The organism is Larkinella fluvii, from assembly GCF_051857545.1.
Classification (GTDB): Bacteria; Bacteroidota; Bacteroidia; order Cytophagales; family Spirosomataceae; genus Larkinella.
The window spans coordinates 678,123-697,459 of the sequence record NZ_JBPZHB010000005.1 but is presented as its reverse complement, the minus strand read 5'-3'; the positions used below and the strand labels follow the sequence as shown (position 1 = coordinate 697,459).

Annotated in this window: 12 protein-coding genes; 10 read left to right on the top strand and 2 right to left on the bottom strand. The window is 52.4% G+C overall.

Annotated features, from left to right (window positions below):
- Positions 1-227: 227 nt before the first annotated feature.
- Positions 228-4,871 carry a translocation/assembly module TamB domain-containing protein gene (locus tag ACS5NO_RS16280; protein ID WP_439416148.1) on the bottom strand — a complete coding sequence of 1,548 codons (4,644 nt, stop codon included), beginning with the start codon at positions 4,869-4,871 and terminating at the stop codon, positions 228-230.
- 144 nt (positions 4,872-5,015) lie between these two features.
- On the opposite strand from ACS5NO_RS16280, the gene tsaD reads away from it, so the two are divergent.
- The 10 genes from tsaD (at position 5,016) to ACS5NO_RS16230 (ending at position 18,065) form a co-directional block, all read left to right on the top strand.
- The gene (gene tsaD, locus ACS5NO_RS16275; protein ID WP_439416147.1) at positions 5,016-6,011 is read left to right on the top strand and encodes a tRNA (adenosine(37)-N6)-threonylcarbamoyltransferase complex transferase subunit TsaD; all 996 of its coding nucleotides are present in this window, start codon (positions 5,016-5,018) and stop codon (positions 6,009-6,011) included.
- A gap of 42 nt (positions 6,012-6,053) precedes the next feature.
- On the top strand, positions 6,054-6,893 hold the full coding sequence (locus ACS5NO_RS16270; protein WP_439416146.1) for an MOSC domain-containing protein: 840 nt from the start codon (positions 6,054-6,056) through the stop codon (positions 6,891-6,893).
- 43 nt (positions 6,894-6,936) lie between these two features.
- Positions 6,937-7,791, top strand: a complete 855-nt coding sequence (locus ACS5NO_RS16265) for a hypothetical protein (protein ID WP_439416145.1) — start codon at positions 6,937-6,939, stop codon at positions 7,789-7,791.
- 41 nt (positions 7,792-7,832) lie between these two features.
- Entirely contained in the window at positions 7,833-8,504 is a 672-nt protein-coding gene (locus ACS5NO_RS16260) for a response regulator (RefSeq protein ID WP_439416144.1), read from the top strand.
- A gap of 10 nt (positions 8,505-8,514) precedes the next feature.
- Entirely contained in the window at positions 8,515-9,870 is a 1,356-nt protein-coding gene (locus ACS5NO_RS16255) for an ATP-binding protein (protein ID WP_439416143.1), read from the top strand.
- Between the two features lie 263 nt (positions 9,871-10,133).
- Complete coding sequence (locus ACS5NO_RS16250; RefSeq protein ID WP_439416142.1) at positions 10,134-10,439, top strand: hypothetical protein; 306 nt, start codon at positions 10,134-10,136, stop codon at positions 10,437-10,439.
- A gap of 6 nt (positions 10,440-10,445) precedes the next feature.
- Positions 10,446-11,528 (top strand): efflux RND transporter periplasmic adaptor subunit, encoded by a 1,083-nt coding sequence (locus ACS5NO_RS16245; RefSeq protein WP_439416141.1) that lies wholly within the window; start codon positions 10,446-10,448, stop codon positions 11,526-11,528.
- A 24-nt stretch (positions 11,529-11,552) separates the two neighbouring features.
- The gene (locus ACS5NO_RS16240; protein WP_439416140.1) at positions 11,553-14,762 is read left to right on the top strand and encodes an efflux RND transporter permease subunit; all 3,210 of its coding nucleotides are present in this window, start codon (positions 11,553-11,555) and stop codon (positions 14,760-14,762) included.
- A complete protein-coding gene (locus tag ACS5NO_RS16235) occupies positions 14,752-16,185 on the top strand; it encodes a TolC family protein (RefSeq protein ID WP_439416139.1) in 1,434 nt (477 codons plus the stop codon). Before ACS5NO_RS16240 ends, ACS5NO_RS16235 begins: the two co-directional genes overlap by 11 nt.
- A 122-nt stretch (positions 16,186-16,307) precedes the next feature.
- On the top strand, positions 16,308-18,065 hold the full coding sequence (locus ACS5NO_RS16230) for a phospho-sugar mutase (protein ID WP_439416138.1): 1,758 nt from the start codon (positions 16,308-16,310) through the stop codon (positions 18,063-18,065).
- Between the two features lie 158 nt (positions 18,066-18,223).
- On the opposite strand, the gene ACS5NO_RS16225 is transcribed toward ACS5NO_RS16230, so the two are convergent.
- A complete protein-coding gene (locus ACS5NO_RS16225) occupies positions 18,224-19,255 on the bottom strand; it encodes an oxidoreductase (protein WP_439416137.1) in 1,032 nt (343 codons plus the stop codon).
- Positions 19,256-19,337: the final 82 nt, after the last annotated feature.

Here is a 19,337-nt window from a genome sequence, read left to right as displayed (position 1 = left end):
GTCATACAAAATGAATCATCCCTACGGGATTTTTGGACTTGACCATCCCTTAGGGATGATTCATTTTGTATGACCCCGTTTCAACCAGGGGTGATCAACGAAGTGGATGGCAAATCCCGTAGGGATGATCCATTTTGTAGCGGTTGTAACCCGCCGAAAGTAGGATAATAGAATGCAAAAAATCCCGTAAGGATGATCAATAGAACCGTTTTTTATACCCTAATTCATTACAATTGATGATCATCTCGCTCCCGAAGCGCGGAGGTAGCCCGGGAGGGAGGTACTGGGGTGGTGGGTTGACCGGGCGTCGTGGGGATGGGTTGGATGCCGGGTCGGGGCGGTTCCGGGGTCGGACCAAACAGCCGGTTGAATGAACGCGTGTACTGAATACTCATTCCGCCCCCGGTCGTCAGCGTTCCGTAGGTCGTGGCATTCAGCGAACCGAGCTGGTTCTGGTTGCGGTTATACATTTTCAACCGAAGCTGACCATCGGGCGAGAGCCAGTATTCCAGCGTCCATTCGCCGAGCAGACTGGCCACGCTGGTCTGGTTTTGCCCGTATGTAAAACCGCCATCCCGGCTGATGCGGAACCGGTCGTTGAAGCGGTACGAAAGCCGAACCTGAAGGTTATTGACCAGATTTTGATCCAGACCATTGAGCGAAACGCCCACATCCAGGTTCTTGTCCAGCGTCGACGCCAGGCGGCTGATCTGGTTCGAAAGCAATTCGCTCAGGCTGTTGGTCAATCCTGAACCGACTACATTGCTGCTCGTGGGCGAGGCCGGATCGATCAGGCCCAGGCCTTCGCCGGGAGCCAACTGGCTGAACAACAGAATGCTGCTCACCTGACGGCCCAATTCCTGATCGTTGCTTTGCAGGCGCGACTCAAAAGCCGCCACCGCCTGCCGGAAGTCCGGCTGTTGCGGGTATTCTTTGACTTTCAGATCGTAGGAAATATCCGGAGCCAGCAGCCGACCGTTTAAATTGATCAGCAAATCGACAGGATACCGGCGGGTACGATCAGGATTATTAGACGAATTGGACGAATAATACTGGAGAATCGGTGCCAGCGAAGCGTATTGCGTGTAGGCGGTTTTGACATCGACCATCGCTTCATACGGGTCGCCGGTCCAGGTGATGCGGCTGTTGGGTAGCATCTGAAACCGTTTGTTGATCACGTTTTCAAACGTAAAAGTATATTCACCCTGCTGAATTTCGTAGGCCCCCGTCATCGTGAAATCGCCTTTGGTGTCGATCCGCATTGCCAACTGACCGCTGCCGTAGGCCTTGATGATGTCGCCGGTCTGGCGGTCCAACTGAATTTCGCAGTAGGCGTCGGGCGTGATCGACAGGTTGAAATCCATCCGAATACCCGACAAGTCAACCTCGGGCTGGGTGTTGGCACTATCGCGATGGGCCGGATTGACGTTAATGAATCGGATCACTTCTTCCTGGGAAACCGAAGCGGCCTGGTCGAGCGGAATGTAAATCCGCGTTCCCCGGTTGCTGGTGACGTTGGCACGAATAGCCAGATTGTCGAATGGGCCTTCGATTCCCGCCCGCCCGCTCACCACGGCGGTGCCATAAAACTGGTCGTTGTCTTTGAGCGTCGTGTTCAGAATCTTGAAATTCTTCATGTCCACGACGTTCAGATCCACCGTAAAATACTTGAAACCGTCGTGAAATACCCCGCCCTGCAACGTAGCCCGCCCGCCACTCAGGTCCGTCAGAACCATGTTTTTGGCAACGATTTCGCTGGGGCCAAAGTAGATTTTATCCGAAAAACCGAGATCTGCTTTCAGGTAATCAAGGGTCAGTTTTCCGTTGGTAATGTCGACCGTACCCCCCAGCACCGGGCTACCGGCTTTCCCTTTTATTGTAACAACTCCGGTAGCGGTTCCGCTGATGTTCGAGGCAATATCCTTGACAAACGGTTCAACCAGCCGCAGGTCCGTGCCTTCCATAACCGCTTTCAGGTCGAGGGGGTTGGCGGCCGATTCGCCCGGTGTATACATGCCGGTAATGGCCAGCACTTCGCGGTCGAGTCGCCGGATTCGGGTGTCCAGATTGATCCGGTTCAACTGGTCGAGCGTGCTGCGGTTGACGACATTACCGATCAGAAAATCATTGTATTTCAGCGAATCGATGGTAATAGCTCCGTCCAGCAATGGCAAACCGTAAAGCCCCCGCACGGCCACTTTCCCGTTGGCAACGCCCGAGACCTTGGTTTTCAGCACCGGATTCAGGGTTTCCAGCAGGAAGTTCTTGGTCTCGATATCCAGCGTCTGCAACGAGTCCTGCGACGCTTTTCCGCTGACCGAGATCAACTGGTTTCGGTTGGAAACCGCCAGATTCCGGACGGTAATTTCCGGCCCGACCACCCGGATCAGATTTTCGGGTGAAATAGTCCAGGTACTGTCCAGCAACCGAAACTTCGACCGTTCCAGTTCGATATCGATGGCATCGCCCTTAAACGTCAGCGACCCGTTTAGATCGGCCCGGTTGGTGCTTTTCTGCTGTTGCAGACTGGTCGTGAAATCAATGTGGTTCACATCCCAGGAGGCTTCGGCCTGTAGGTTTTCGGTGGCCGCCAGCGAACCAAATTGTTGTTGGGTCGAATTGATGATCAGCGACGCCAGCACATCCGGCGAGTTGACGAACTTGGACGTATTGAGGTCGACGGTGCTTTTGTAAAAATTATATTCGTCAAATTTCAGCGTATCGATCGTGCCATTCAGCGTCAATAAAGAAGATTGATCGACCCCAAACCGGCCTTCCAGTTTCGTGTTGGGCGACACATACAGCGATGGATAGACGAGGGTGAGCAGGGGCTGCGAATTTTTCAGCAGGAAAGAATAATCAATGTTGTAGGGCGTAACCGACAGCGGTTTTCGCCGTTTTTCCTGGTAATAGGCGGCTAGCCCGGCGGCATTTCCGGCAAAATTAAGGCGGTATTCCTTCGCAATGCGGTTTAGATCGTCGGCGACCTGCGTTAGCTGAAAATTGCCTTTCAGGTCGGCGTCGAGATAATCGGAATTGATGCTGATCGACCGTTCATTGCCGGTAATGGCCGACGACATGAACAGCGTGTCCAGCACCAGACTGCGTTTTCCGTAGGTGACAAACGTATTCAGCAGCCGGGCGTTGCCGACCAGTTCGTTGAGCGTGTTGCCCTGCAATTGAACATCCAGATCGCTCCGGACAATCAGGCTGTCGTCCAGCAGGTTCGTAGCCAGAAAATTCGCCTGTTGAACCGTGCCGCGCACATCGAACAGGTTTTTCGGTCCCCGCAGGTCAAAGGCCCCATTCAGGTTGAAGGTCAGGTTCGTGTCTTTGACGCTGACCAGCCCCCGGAAAAAAGACTGCTGTAAATTCCCCTGAACGACCAAGTTGCGGTAGTTGTACTTCTGAAAACCGACGCGGGTAAATTGCGCATTCAGATCGAGTGAACCGTCTTTGATGGTCAATCCGCGACCCACGAACTTGCCCTGCCCGTCGACCTTCTGCAGCAGATCCGGCTGGTCGATGAGTGAACCGACGTTGATGTCCGACAGCTTCAGATTGCCACTGTAGGTGGTCCGCTGATCGCCGTTCAGGTGCAGTGCGAGGTCGCCCGAAACCGTCCCGATGCCGGTTTTAAACGTCCCGACGGTTTTAAAGTCGATGAAGCGACCGGCAAAGGTGGCGGCAAAATCGACCGTTCCGAGCTTTCTGGCGATGGAGTTGAACGCCGAGTCGGAATAATACGGACGGATGTCGGCCATATTGACCTGCGAAGGCTTGAATCGAAAATCCACTACGGTATTTTCGTCACTGTCCGGTAAGCCCTTGAAGGCCAGATCGCCCACCAGCCGACTCCGGAAGTTGGTGCCAAACCGGATGTCGGCGTTGGTTACTTTGAAATTCCGAATCCGACCCACGTAATCGCCCGTTGCCCGGGCGACGTCAAAATTGGTGTTGAAATACGATGTAAACGGAGCCAGATCCTGCGCCCGAACGACGGCATTCCGCAGGTTGGCCCGCATCACAACTTCGTCGTTAAACTCGTTGAAAGCCGAAAAACTGTCGTACGAAAAAACCAGACGATTGCGAACCGTCGACTCATTGATGCGGGCAAACAGGCTGTCGAGCCGCATTTCCTTCGCACAATACAGGAACTTCGTATCGAGCCGGTGAATCCGTAGATTGGCCTGTTTTTCAAAGCCTTTCATGCGGCCGATGTTGACGGCAATGGTATCGCCCAGCAGCAGAAAGCTGTTCAGGTTGGCACTTAAACCGCTGACGAGAAAGTGGTTGTAGTCAAAAAGTCGCCCGCCCATCGTCGGTTTCCGCATGTCGTGGTACGTAAACTTTCCATCAACCAGGGTGGCTTTGCCAATGGTAAACGGGATATTCTGATTGGCGATGGACGGTTTGGTCGTATCGCGGGTCATCTCGTTGATCCGCTCCAGAAAGTCATCGATGTTCAGGTTGCCGGTTTTGGCGTCTTTCACCAGATCAACCTGGGGCTGGTAGAGCAGCACTTCATCCAGGTGAATATCGGTGGAGGAGTTGTTGATCAGCGTTTCGAGAGCGAGGGTAACTTCGAGACGGCCAACGCGGATCATCGGTTTCAGATCGCGGTTACGGATCGTGACTTCCTCCAGCGTAACCGAGTTGACCCAGACGTTGGGGAACGAAAAATTAATATCGATTTTTTGAATGTCGACCGGGAACAGCAGCTTCTCGGAAACCCGTTGGGCTGCGTAACGCACCAGTTTCGTCTGAACTGCCGGAATTTGCAGACTGACTCCCACAATTCCGACCACCAGCAAGACCACCAGAACGGTGTAGAGCAGGGTTTTGAGAAGTATGGTGAAAAATGAACGCATCCAGATGCAATGAACAATGACCGGTGAATAATGAATGACAATTCGTGCGTGTTGGTTCCAGACAGAAATCAGAAGGACCGCAAAAGGTTTTTCATTTCGGTCCGCCGACGCGGTTCATTGTCCATTATTCAGTAATTTTGAAAAATGACAATTTTGGCAATTGAATCTTCGTGCGACGAGACGTCGGCTGCTGTATGTGTTAACGGAAAAATACAATCCAATGTTGTAGCCACGCAGTTAATCCACGAACAGTATGGCGGAGTCGTCCCCGAACTGGCTTCGCGCGTGCATCAGCAACGGATTGTACCGGTCGTCGAACGCGCGCTGCATGAAGCAAATATACAGAAAAACGCGCTAAATGCGGTAGCTTTTACGCGCGGCCCGGGTTTATTAGGGTCACTTTTGGTCGGCACATCGTTTGCCAAAGCCCTGGCCCTGGCGCTGGATATTCCGCTCATCGAAGTCCACCACATGCAGGCCCACGTTCTGGCCCATTTCATTGACGAACAGGCCATTCCGCAGTTTCCGTTTCTGTGCCTGACCGTCAGTGGCGGACACACGCAAATTGTACTCATCCGGGATCATCTGGACATGGAAATTATTGGCCAAACCCAGGACGATGCCGTGGGGGAAGCTTTCGATAAAACCGCTAAACTGCTCAATCTGCCTTATCCGGGTGGCCCGCTCATCGACCGGTATGCACAGCAGGGCAATCCGCTGGCCTACCCGTTTCCGGAGGTCGAAATGCCGGGACTGGATTTCTCGTTTAGTGGCATCAAAACCGCCTTCCTGTATTTTCTGCGCGACCGCGTTAAAGCCAACCCGGATTTTATCGAGCAGAATCTGCCGGATATTTGCGCCAGCATCCAGCACACGCTCATCAAAATTCTGCTGACCAAATTGCGGAAAGCTGCCCGGCAAACCGGTATTCGTGAAATCGCGCTGGCGGGTGGGGTTTCTGCCAATTCCGGTTTGCGGGCGTCGCTGGCTGAACTGGGGCGGCAGGAGGGCTGGAACGTCTACATTCCGAAGTTCGAATACTGTACCGATAATGCGGCTATGATTGCGATGGCGGCCCATTTCAAGTATTTGAAGGGCGAATTTACGTCGCAGGAAGTGAGTCCGCTGCCGCGTTGGTAAAACGGTTTTGCTACCCATCAAACACCGCCTTACCTTTGACGCATGAACACACCTGTTTTAAAAGAAATCCGGATTTACCCCATCAAATCACTGGGCGGCATTTCGCTTTCCGAAGCGGTGGTGGAACCGAAAGGCTTTCGCTACGACCGGCGGTGGATGCTCGTGAAACCCGACGGGACATTTTTGACGCAACGGGAAAATACCGTCATGGCGCTGGTCGAGGTCGAACTGACCGACTGGCATCTGCGGGTTTACCACCGCCATCGACCGGATGACGTGCTGGAAATTCTCCTGGAAAAAACGACGGATGAGTCCCTGACGGCCTATGTGTGGGATCGTCAGGCCGTTGATTCCCTGGTCGTTAGCCCGGAAGCGGACGATTGGTTTAGCCGCCTGCTCGGTTTTCCGTGCCGCCTGGTCTACATGCCCGACGACTCGCTGCGGCCGGTCGATCCGAAATATGCCCAGCCTGAGGATGTGGTCAGTTTTGCCGACGGTTTTCCGTATCTGGTCATCAGCACGGATTCGCTCGATGAACTGAACCGCCGGGTGGAACAACCGCTCGAGATGGTTCGTTTTCGGCCCAATCTGGTGGTAGAGGGCGTTTTGCCGCACGACGAAGATACCTGGTATCACTTCAAAATTGGCGAACTGACGTTCTTCGGTGTGAAACCCTGCGCCCGCTGTGTGTTGACAACCATTGACCCCGAATCGGGCCAAAAGGGAAAAGAGCCGCTCAAAACGCTGGCGACGTACCGGAAGCTGGACAGCAAAATCCTGTTTGGCCAGAATGTGCTGGCTGAAACCACGGGAGTTTTGCGCGTTGGCGACCCGGTGACGATTCTCGAAAAACGACCGGCGCGACTCCCATTTTCGTATTAATTTATTATTTGTTCCACCGTTGAGGACGGGACAAAACCAGTATATGAAGTTCTTTTACTCGATTAAACGCGTACTGCAAAAAGCGCACTACCTCAGTCTCGATGTAGTGGCCGGAGCGGTGATTTCCCATATCATGGTGGCCCGTTTGCCCGACGGTCACCAGCCGGTTGGTTGGGCAACAACGGTTTTACTGGCGATTTGTGTGTTCGTTATTTATGCCGCCGACCGCCTGTATGATGTTCGCAAAAGCCTGCAAAACCAGAGTCAACTCACGATCCGTCACCGGTTTCATGCTGATAACCAGGCTATATTGCTTCGGGTTTTGGTAGGACTGGCTGCGATTTCCGTCGTTTTGTTGTTCTGGTTACCCCGGTCTGTGTTGTGGTTTGGGGCCGGGCTGGCGCTGGTTTCCGGGGCTTATGTCTGGGGCGTCTCGCGTTTGTCGGGTTCCAATGCCCGGCTGGCGTGGAAAGAACCGGCGGTGACGCTCGTCTATACCATCGGTGTCTGGGGCAGTTCGTGGGCGCAAAAACCGACCATCGGCTGGTCCGAAATTGGGTTAGGACTTTTGTTTCTGTTGATCGTTTTCCAGAACCTGCTGCTGTTTTCGGTGATGGAAGCCTACGAATTACCGGACACGTCCTATTCGCTGGCGACCTTCTGGGGTTTCGACCGGAGCGACGTGGTGCTGCGGACGCTGGCAGTGGTGATTACGGTGTTGGCACTCGTGATATTTTTCATGGCCGACGACCGGTTTGCCCAGCGGGCGGCCATTATCCAGGGTATGATGAGCGCCGTGCTGTATACCATTCAGCGGTATCCAAACCGGTTTTTGACTAACAATCGCTACCGTTGGATCGGCGACGGCGTGTTTTGGCTACCGGGTTTGATTCTTTGAAAGCCCGGACAGCCTGTATCGTACTCAACTGAAAAACGCTGATGAAAATTCTGCTCGTTGAAGATGAAGAGCGGCTGGCTTCTTTTATTCGCAAAGGAATATCGGCCGAAGGTTACGAAGTTGAAGTTGCTTACGATGGACGGGCCGGGCTGGCCCTGTTCCGCCGGGAGATTTACGATCTCATCATCCTGGATGTCAACCTTCCGCAAATCAACGGCTTTGAGTTGTGTCGCCTGATCCGCTCGGAAAATGAGACAATCCCCGTGTTGATGCTCACCGCGCTCGACAGTCTGGCCGACAAGTCGGACGGTTTTAACGCCGGGGCCGACGATTACCTGGCCAAACCGTTTGAGTTTCAGGAACTGCTGCTACGGCTCCGAGCGTTGACGCGCCGGAGCGGCTCCCGGCCGAAGCAAATACTCCGGCTGGCCGATCTGGAACTGAACCTGGATACCAAAACCGTGACCCGGGCGGGCAAACGCATCGACCTGACCACCCGCGAATATGCCCTCATAGAATACCTCATGCTCAACAAAGGGAAAATCATCTCGCGGGTAGACATCAGCGAACGGGTCTGGAGTCTGAATTTTGATACGAACAGCAACGTGATTGATGTGTATATCAGCTACCTGCGCAAAAAGATCGACAAAGATTTTTCGCCCCGGTTGCTGCATACCATTGTTGGCATGGGGTACGTTCTCCGGGAAGATTAATCCGATAGGTATGCTGATTCGAAACCGCCTGACGATCATCTTTACACTGCTGGCTACGGCCATCCAGCTCACGCTGTCGCTGCTGGTGTGGTACTTCTATTCGCTGTACCGACGCGAGGAATTTTACAGTCGGCTGGAGTCGAAAGCCCGTGTGGCCGGACGTCTGCTGATTTCCCGGCGACATCTCCACGATGACTTTTTTAAAAACATGGTGCGGACCGACCTGCTCACCATCGTGGAGGAGCAAATCAGCATTTACGATCAGCGGCACAATCTGGTCTTTACCAACCGGACGCTGAAAGAATCGGAGTATTACAAAGAAAAAATACCGCTCCTGACTACCGAATCGCTGTTTGAATTCAAAAGTGGTCACCTCGAATCGATCGTGATTCCGTATAGGCATGGCGGACAGCTCTTTTACATTTTTGCCTCGGGTTATGACCGGATCGGCCTGGCCAAACTCGGAACCCTGCAACAAATTCTGCTGCTGGCCAATCTGCTGGGGTTTGCGCTGATCGTGCTGGCTGGCTGGTATTTTTCCGGTGGTGTGCTGAAACCGATCGCCCAGATTGTGGATGAGGTGGAGCAGATCACTGCCCGGCAACTGCACAAGCGGGTTCATGAGGGAAATCGCCGGGATGAAATCGCCCAGCTTGCCATGACGTTCAACCAGATGCTGTTTCGGCTTGAAGATGCGTTTGTCTCCCAGCGCAGCTTTGTCGCCCACGCGTCGCACGAACTGCGCACCCCGCTGACCAACACCCTGGGTACGCTGGAAACCTCCCTGCGGTATGACCAGAACCCCGCCGACTGGCGCGAGAGCATGGAAGTGGCGGTTGAAGAACTGAAAAAAGTGATTGCCCTGACCAATGGCTTGCTGGGCCTGGCCAAAGTGACCGATGGCCCCGTTGCTTTAACCGCCGTTCAGGTAGACGATTGCCTGCTCAACGCCATTGGGTACGTGCAGGCCAAGTATCCGGGCCGGAACCTGAACCTGCAATTCAAAACGGAAGAGGAAGAATCGTTTACGGTGAAAGGCAACGCTACGCTGCTGACAACTGCTTTTCTAAATGTGCTCGACAACGCCTGCAAATATTCCAGTGAAGCGGTTTCGGTGCATTTGCAAGTCACAAAAGATCAAATCATTGTGACCGTAGCCGACCAGGGGCGTGGCATTTCCGAGACCGATGCTGCTCACATCCTTAATCCGCTGTACCGGGGCGGCAATGTCGATGACGTGCCGGGTTACGGCATTGGGCTGGCCGTCACGCAGAAAATCATTGACTTGCATCAGGGTGTTCTCCAGATCACCTCCGACGTAAACCGGGGAACTTCAGTGACGATTCAGTTGCCAAGCCAGGGGTGAATGGAATGCTTGTGTCTGAAAAATAGCTTATCTGGAATATTAATTAGTACTTTTTTTAGATTTCGTAATTTCAATTAATAGGTAGGGATCGTTGAAATACGTACGAAAAATACTTCTCTGTTCAAATTTCACAGAAAATTCAGAAGGACTTCATGATCTGACTGTTCTGCCATATTAAACTTTTCTACTACCTTTTAATTTCCTTCTCACACCGTTCTAATGTTACGGAGCGTGCTTTGTGTCAATAACTAGAGACACAAGCGATGCAGCGCCGGACTTTCCCCTCAATTTTGCTTTACGGCTTTGGACTGGCCCTGGCGCTCTCCCTGGTGTTTAATGGATTTCTGCTGTATGAGCAAAGTCGCCAGCGAATGATTTACGAATATGAATTAGGCAACTCGATTCCTCCAGTCGATCTCGTGGTTTGGCAACAGCAGCTTCTGGATTGCAAACGGACCAACCAGCAGAAAGACAGCCTGATTCGGCAATTAGCACAAGGCCCCAACGCACCGCCGGGTCAGGTCGTCCCTCCTCAGCATCCCCTTCAAACCAGTAACGTGAAAAAATAGATCCTTATGAATAAATTATTGATGCTCGTGAGTTTGTGTGCCCTGGTGGGTGTGGCAGGCTGTTCCGAGAAAAAAGAAGAAAAGGAGGAAGAGACCAAGTATTTGGTGACCAGCCCTTTAAAAACCGATACGACCGTCACGAATGAATACGTCTCCCAGATTCATTCCATCCAGCACATCGAATTGCGAGCCCTGGAACGGGGTTATCTGCAAAAAATCTTTGTGGACGAAGGACAGGCGGTTAAAAAGGGGCAGCTCATGTTTCAGATTCTGCCGATTCAATACCAGGCCGAACTCCAGAAAGCCCAGGCCGAAGCCAATTTCGTGGAGGTGGAATACAAAAATACCAAATCGCTGGCCGACAGCAACATCGTTTCGAAAAACGAGCTGGCACTGGCCAAAGCCAAGTTAGACAAGGCCAAAGCAGAAGTCACCGTTGCGCAGATTCACCTCGGTTTTACGGAGGTGAGAGCGCCTTTCGATGGCATCATGGACCACTTCCAGGTGCGATTGGGAAGCCTTGTCGACGAGGGCGACTTGCTCACTACGCTGTCTGACAACAGCAAAATGTGGGTGTATTTCAATGTGCCGGAAGCGGAATACCTGAATTACAAAACCCACGCCCAGCAGGAAAATCTGAAGAATGTCAACCTGTTAATGGCCAATCAGCAAGTGTTTGATTATCCCGGCGTGGTTCAAACCATCGAAGCGGATTTTAACAACGAAACGGGAAATATCGCTTTCCGGGCCACTTTCCCGAACCCAAAAGGACTGCTCCGGCACGGCGAAACCGGGAACATCCAGATGACCTTGCCGCTCAAAAACGCCCTGATTATCCCGCAGAAAGCCACTTTCGAAGTTCTGGACAAGAAATATGTCTATCTGGTGGATAAAGACGGCAAGATCCGGTCCCGGGAAATTACCATAGCTGCGGAAATGCCCCACATTTTTGTGGTTAAATCCGGTCTGACCAAAGACGATAAAATCCTGCTGGAAGGCTTGCGTCAGGTCAAAGAAAACGAAAAAATCCACTACACCTTCGTGCAGCCTGATTCGGTTTTGTCCAAGTTAAGCCTCTACGCCGAATAAACCGGTTTTCCAACCTGCAAAGATATGTTCAATCAATTCATCCGCAGACCCGTATTTGCGATTGTGATTTCGATCATGATCGTCTTCATCGGCATCCTGGCTATTGAGAAGTTACCGATTTCCCAATTCCCGGATATTGCCCCCACCACCGTCAATATTTTCATTGCGTATCCCGGTTCCAGTGCCGATGTACTGGTAAAATCCACGCTGATTACGCTGGAACAGGCCATCAACGGTGTCCAGGATATGCGGTATATTGCCACCGATGCCACCAGTGCCGGGGAAGCGACGCTCCGGATTATTTTTGAACCAGGGACGGACCCCAATGTCGCCGTTATCCGGGTGAAAACCCGGGTGGATCAGGTTATGCCGCTTCTCCCAGAACTCGTTCAGCGGGAGGGGGTTATTATTTCGCCGGTTCAGCCCAGTATGTTGATGTACGTCAACCTCTATTCCAAGGATAAAAGTATCGACGAGAAATTCCTGTTCAACTACGCGACTGTTAAAATGATCCCCGAAATTCAGCGGACCAAGGGGGTCGCCCGGGCGCAGATATTGGGGAGTCGTCGGTATGCAATGCGCATCTGGCTCAACCCGGACCGCATGCGGGCCTACAAGATTTCCACCGAAGAAGTGATGAAGGCCATCGGGGAGCAAAGCATCATCGGCCGACCGGGCCGGATTGGGCAAAGCTCCGGTATTGCGGCCCAGTCGCTGGAATACGTGCTCACGTATAAAGGACGGTATAGCGACCCCAAAGAGTATGAAGACATCATCATCCGGGCCAATTCAGCCGGTGAAAGTATCCACTTGAAAGACATTGCCAAAGTGGAGTTGGGAAGCGAGTTCTTCGACATCTATTCCAACCTGGATGGCAAGCCATCGGCTGCCATTGTGTTGCGGCAAAACTACGGGAGCAACGCCAGTGACGTCATCGAGGAGGTAAAAGAGAAGCTCGACGTCATGAAAGAATCCTTCCCACCGGGCGTGGATTACAAAATCAGCTATGATGTGTCAAACTTTCTGGACGCGTCCATCGAGCAGGTCATCGATACGCTGCGGGACGCGTTTATTCTGGTTGCGCTGGTTGTTTTCATCTTTCTGGGTGACTGGCGTTCGACCCTGATCCCAATTCTGGCCGTTCCGGTTTCCCTGATCGGGGCATTCTTTGTGATTCAGGCGTTTGGGCTATCCATCAACTTAATTACGCTCTTCGCTCTCGTGCTGGCCATCGGTATTGTGGTGGATGACGCGATTGTGGTGGTGGAAGCAGTTCACGCCAAGATGGAAGAAGAGCCGCATCTATCCCCGTATGCCGCAGTCAAGAAAGTGCTTGGTGAGATTAGCGGGGCGATTATCGCCATCACGGCGGTTATGGTGTCGGTATTCCTGCCCATCTCCTTTATGTCGGGTCCGGTGGGGACTTTTTACCGGCAGTTCTCCATCACGATGGCCAGCTCCATTGTGATTTCAGCTCTGATCGCCCTGACGCTTACCCCGGTTTTGTGCGCCATGTTGTTAAAAAACCACCACGGACAGCCCGCCCGGAAGAAAAACCTGCTCACCAAAGCCCTTGACGGTTTCAACCGGGGCTTTGATAAAGTGACCGGACGATACGTTGGCCTGTTAAAATCAATCGTCAGCCGGAGAGTGGTTACCTGGGGCGTATTACTGGCTTTCTGTTTTGGAATACTTTACGTAAATAAAATTCTGCCCGCCGGTTTTATTCCGAACGAAGACCAGAGTACGATTTACGCGATTATCCAGACTCCTCCCGGTTCGACGCTGGAAAAAACCAACGAGGTTTCCCGGCGGCTTCAGAAAATTTGCGAAGAAGTTCCGGGCATCGAATCGGTGTCTTCACTGGCCGGTTATGAGATCATGACCGAAGGACGCGGCTCCAATGCCGGTACCTGTCTGATCAACCTGAAACCGTGGTCGGACCGCGAGAAAAACGTGAAGGAAATCATGGAAGAACTGGAAGGGAAGACAAGGGGGCTTGGGGCCGTGGTAGAGTTCTTTGAACCACCGGCCATCCCCGGTTTCGGTACGTCCGGCGGTTTTTCCATGCGTTTACTGGACAAAACCACGGATACGGATTACCGCGAGTTTGATAAAATCAACAAGGAATTCATGGATAACCTGGGCAAGCGGAAAGAGCTGACCGGCTTGTTCACCTTCTTTGCCGCGAACTATCCGCAATACGAACTGGAGATCGACAACAAGCTGGCCATGCAGAAAGGCGTGTCGATCGGTAAAGCGATGGACAACCTCAACATCATGATCGGTAGTACCTACGAGCAGGGGTTTATCAAGTTTAACCAGTTCTTCAAGGTCTATGTGCAGTCGGATCCGCTGTACCGAAGGCTTCCAACCGATCTTTTAAAGCTTTTTGTCAAAAACGACGCGGGCGAAATGGTGCCTTATTCAGCCTTCATGAAGCTTAAAAAAGGCCAGGGACCGAATGAAATTACCCGATTCAACCTGTATAATTCAGCCGCCATTCAGGGTCTTCCGGCCAACGGGTACACCACCGCCGATGCCATTCAGGCCATTCGGGAAGTGGCTGCCAAGACATTGCCCAGAGGTTATGACATTGCTTTTGAGGGCCTTTCCTACGACGAAGCGAGCCGGGGCAATGAGTCGCTGTATGTGTTCCTGATTGTGTTGGCCTTCGTCTACTTTGTGCTGGCCGCGCAGTACGAAAGTTTCATCATTCCGCTGGCTGTCGTGTTCTCGCTGCCGGTTGGGGTCTTCGGGTCGTTTTTGCTGCTCAAACTGATGGGGCTGGAAAACAACATCTACGCCCAGATCGGGCTCATCATGCTGGTCGGTCTGTTGGGTAAAAATGCCGTACTGATCGTCGAATTTGCCGTTCAGAAGCGGCAGCAGGGCGAAACCATTCTGAACGCAGCCATTGAAGGAGCCAAGGTTCGTTTCCGCCCGATTCTGATGACCTCCTTCGCCTTTGTGGCCGGTCTGATCCCGTTGATCAGCGCGACCGGTGCCGGAGCGATTGGAAACCGTACCATTGGTGCCTCGGCGATGGGTGGGATGTTGTTCGGAACCATTTTCGGGGTCATCATCATCCCCGGACTGTACTTTATATTCGGCAATCTGGCCGATGGCCGTAAGCTGATTAAAGGGGAAGAAGAAGATTCGCTGACCGACGTATTCGTCCATTCCGTAGACCAGTTTCCACAACCTGAAGAAAGTGAAATCAATGAGAAATAGACAACGAGTAGCCTGCGTAGGGATAACGATTCTTACCCTGCTCAATAGCGGCTGTAGCGTTCCCCGCCTGGTTCCGAAAGCCGAAAATAAAACCGTACCGACGAATTACAATAATTCGTCGGACTCGACCAACACGGCAAAGACAAGCTGGAAGGCGTATTTTACCGACCCCAATCTGGCGGCCCTGATCGATACGGCCCTGTATAACAACCAGGAATTAAATATTACGCTTCAGGAAATTGCGGTGTCCAACAACGAAATCATGGCCCGCAAAGGAGAGTATCTGCCGTTCGTCACGGTGGGCGGTGGCTCCGGCGTCGAAAAGGTCTCCCGCTACACCAGCCAAGGGGCCGCTGATGCCGTAACCGATATAAAACCGGGGCGGCACACGCCCGATGTGTTACCAAACACCTACGTTGGTGCCTTTGCCAGTTGGGAAGTCGATATCTGGCATAAACTGCGGAACGCCCGGAAAGTAGCGGTTTTCAACTATCTGGCGTCCATTGAAGGCCGGAATTTCCAGGTGACGAATCTGGTGGCCGAGATCGCCAACTCGTATTATGAGCTGATGGCGTATGATAATCAGTTGGAAATCATCAAACGGAACATCGATATTCTGACCAACGCCCTGTCGATCATCAAGCAGCAGAAAGAAGCGGCCAAAGTGACCGAACTGGCGGTTCGCCGGTTTGAGGCCGAGGTGTATAAAACGCAGAATCTTCAGTATGACGTTCAGCAAAAGATTGTTGAAACGGAAAACCGGATCAATTTCCTCGTGGGCCGGTTTCCGCAGCGGATTCAGCGAAGTTCTGTGAGTTTTAACGAGTTAAGTCCAACCAAAATGTATGCGGGTGCCCCCTCGCAATTGCTGGAAAACCGGCCCGATATCAGACAGGCCGAACACCAACTGGAGGCTGCCAAACTCGATGTCAGTGTGGCCCGGGCCAACTTCTATCCCTCGTTGCACCTTTCCGCTTCGCTGGGTTTGATGGCCTTTAATCCGATTTATCTGGTGAATACGCCGGAATCATTGATTGCCTCGCTGATTGGGGATTTGGTCGGTCCGGTCATCAACAAGAATGCCATTACGGCGATGTACAAAAATGCAAACGCCAAGCAAATTCAGGCGGTTTACCAGTACGAAAAAACGGTTCTGAATGCCTACATCGAGGTAGCCAATCAGTTGTCGGCCATCGATAACCTGGAAAAAAGTTACAGTACAAAAAATAACCAGGTGCAGGCGTTGACCCAGTCGACAGGCATATCACTCCGGTTATTTACCTCAGCCCGGGCCGATTATATGGAAGTATTGCTGACGCAGCGGGATGTGCTGGAATCCAGAATGGAGCTGATCGAAACGCGGATGCGGCAAATGAACGCCATGGTCAATGCGTACCGGGCGCTGGGTGGTGGGTGGAAATAAAGGAGGTCTGTTTCAGGCCTGTTTTGTCCAATAGTTTACGGTTTTAAAACCTTTTACCAAAAGGATTTGACTCCTTCATTTAGAACTGTAAATTGGCAGCCGATTTAACACTCAATATCTTTATGACAACTGCAATTGATTCTGCAACCCAGGCTACCATCGACCATTGGCTCAACGGCAATTATGACTCCGAAACCAAAGCAGCGATTCAAAAATTGCTGGATAATAACGAATCGACCGAACTGACCGATTCGTTCTATAAAAACCTGGAATTTGGTACCGGCGGTTTGCGGGGCGTCATCGGCGTGGGTTCCAACCGCATGAACCGCTACACGGTCGGCGCGGCTACGCAGGGGCTGGCGAATTACCTGAACGCGGCTTTTCCTGACATTGACATCAAAGTAGCGATTGCCCACGACAGCCGCCGGATGAGTCCGGAGTTTGCCCGGATTGTGGCGGATATTTTCTCGGCCAATGGCATCGAAGTGTACTTATTCAGCGCGTTGCGCCCCACGCCGGAGTTGTCGTTTGCCATTCGCCAGTTGGGTTGTCAGAGCGGGATCGTCGTAACGGCGTCGCACAACCCGCCGGAATACAATGGCTACAAAGCGTACTGGAACGACGGTGGCCAGGTGGTGGCGCCCCACGATAAAAACATCATCACCGAAGTCAATAAAATCACGTCGATCGACGACGTGAAATTTGACGGCGTTCCAGAGAAAATTCACCTGATCGACGAAGAAATCGACAGCGTATATGTCGAACGGATCAAGTCGAACTCCATCAATCCGGATGTGATTGCGCGGCAGAAAGACCTGAACATCGTTTTTACGCCCATCCACGGGACGGGTATTACGCTGGTTCCGCGCGTGCTGAAAGCCCTCGGTTTTACCAACGTGAACATCGTGGAGGAGCAGGCCGAACCGGATGGCAATTTTCCGACGGTGAAATCGCCGAACCCCGAAGAACGCGACGCCATGCGGCTGGCGCTGGAAAAAGCCGAAGCGATCAATGCGGACCTGATCATGGCCACCGACCCCGATGCCGACCGCGTGGGTTCGGGTGCCCGCAACCACCACGGTCAGTTTGAGTTGCTGAACGGCAACCAGATGGCCAGCCTGATCATCTATTATTTGCTCCAGGCCTGGAAAGACAACGGCAAACTGACCGGCAAAGAGTTTGTTGCCAAAACCATCGTGACGACCGACCTCATCGACAAGATGTGCGATCAATACGGCGTTTACTGCTACAACACCCTGACCGGTTTTAAATACATCGCGCAGATTATCCGCGAACTGGAAGGTCAGCAGCAGTTCATCGGCGGGGGCGAAGAAAGTTACGGCTACCTGATCGGGGATTTTGTCCGGGATAAAGACGCCATTGCTTCCTGTGCCATGATTGCCGAGCTGACGGCTTATGCCAAAGACAAAGGGCTGAGCCTGTTCGACCTGTTGATGGAGATGTATCAGAAGTTTGGCTTCTATTACGAAGGCCTGATTTCACTGACGAAAAAAGGAAAAACCGGGGCCGAAGAAATCCAGCAGATGATGGCCGACTTCCGGGCCAATCCGCCAAAACAGATTGCCGGGTCACCGGTTTTGCGGGTCGATGACTACGCGAGTCTGGAGCGAACCGATCTGACAACCGGCGAAAAAACCGCCATTGAAGCCGGGAAAATGGGCATCGAGTCGTCGAACGTGTTGCAGTTTTTCACCGCCGACGGAACGAAAGTATCGGCCCGCCCATCAGGAACCGAGCCGAAAATTAAATTTTACGTGAGCGTCAACGAACCCCTGAAAAGCAAGGAAGAGTTCGATGCGGTGTACGATCAGTTGAAGAAGAAAGTCCAGTCGGTGATGACGGATTTGAATCTGGAGTGATCGGTTGTTCTAATTAACCGGGGAGAGCCCTGGAAGGGCAGTCTGTTAATAGACAATAGCTACCACGAGCTGATGGGTGCTATTGTCTATTGACAGGACAGGCCTCTGGCCTTCATTCAAACAGCTTCTGAACGTCAGGCAGTTCGTCGGTCTGTACGTTAAAATGCCAAAACCGCCTTCGTCCGGCTGCTTTCCCCAGCCAGCTCAATAATCCGCATGACCGCGAGGGCTTGTTCCGGGGTTACTTCCTGCGGAATTTCGCCGACGATGGCCCGGTACAGATTGTCGTAGAAATGGTGGTAATTGCCCGGCTGGCTCGGGAACGTAAACCGGGCATTGGGGGTGGTGAGCGTACCGTACTGGCTTTCGGGTTCGGCGCCCCAATCCGGGGTGTCGGGCAGAATATTTTTGCGCTGGGTTTCTTCCTGAATGTCCAGACCGTGTTTGATAAATGAGCCTTTGGTGCCGTGAATGATGTAACGCAGGCTGTTGTCGACCGCCAGCATCGACGATTTCAGAATGACGCGTTTGTCGACATAGAATAATTTCACGTCAAAATAATCATCCAGAATACCGCCTTTCCGAATGATGCGAACATCGCCCGAAACGGCTTGCGGAATGCCAAACAGCGCAATAGCCTGGTCGATCAGGTGAGGGCCTAAGTTAAAGAGGTTTCCACCGCCTTCGGGATCTTTTTCTTTCCAGCTATCCAGAATATCCGGCCGATACCGGTCGTAGCGGCATTCGTATTCCACGACTTCGCCCAACTGATTTCCCCGCAACACCTGCTGAATGGTCAGGAAATCGGCATCGTATCGCCGGTTCTGGTACGGAATGGCCACGAGCCCTTTCTGTTTCGCCAGATCCAGCAATTCGCGGGCTTGTTCGAGGCTGTTGGCAAACGGTTTTTCAATCAATACATGCTTTCCGGCTTCAAGAGCGGCTTTGGCGTACGAAAAGTGAGTGTCGTTGGGCGAGCCGACAATAATGAGGTCGATGGCCGGATCGGCCAGCAAGTCTTCGTGACTGCGGACGGTTTGAATGCTTGAGTCGAAAGCTTCGGCTTCATTGCGGTGACGTTCCACCACTTTGACCAGTTTGAAATGCGGGTTAACGGTTAGGAAAGGCGCGTGAAAATACCGGCCCGATAGTCCGAAACCGATTAATCCAACCTGAATAGTGCGGGACATACGAATGACAAATCAAGAGTTGAGGGCCGAAGATGACTAATTTTGTCCAGAAGGTCAACTGGATAAATTGAGCCAATGGTCA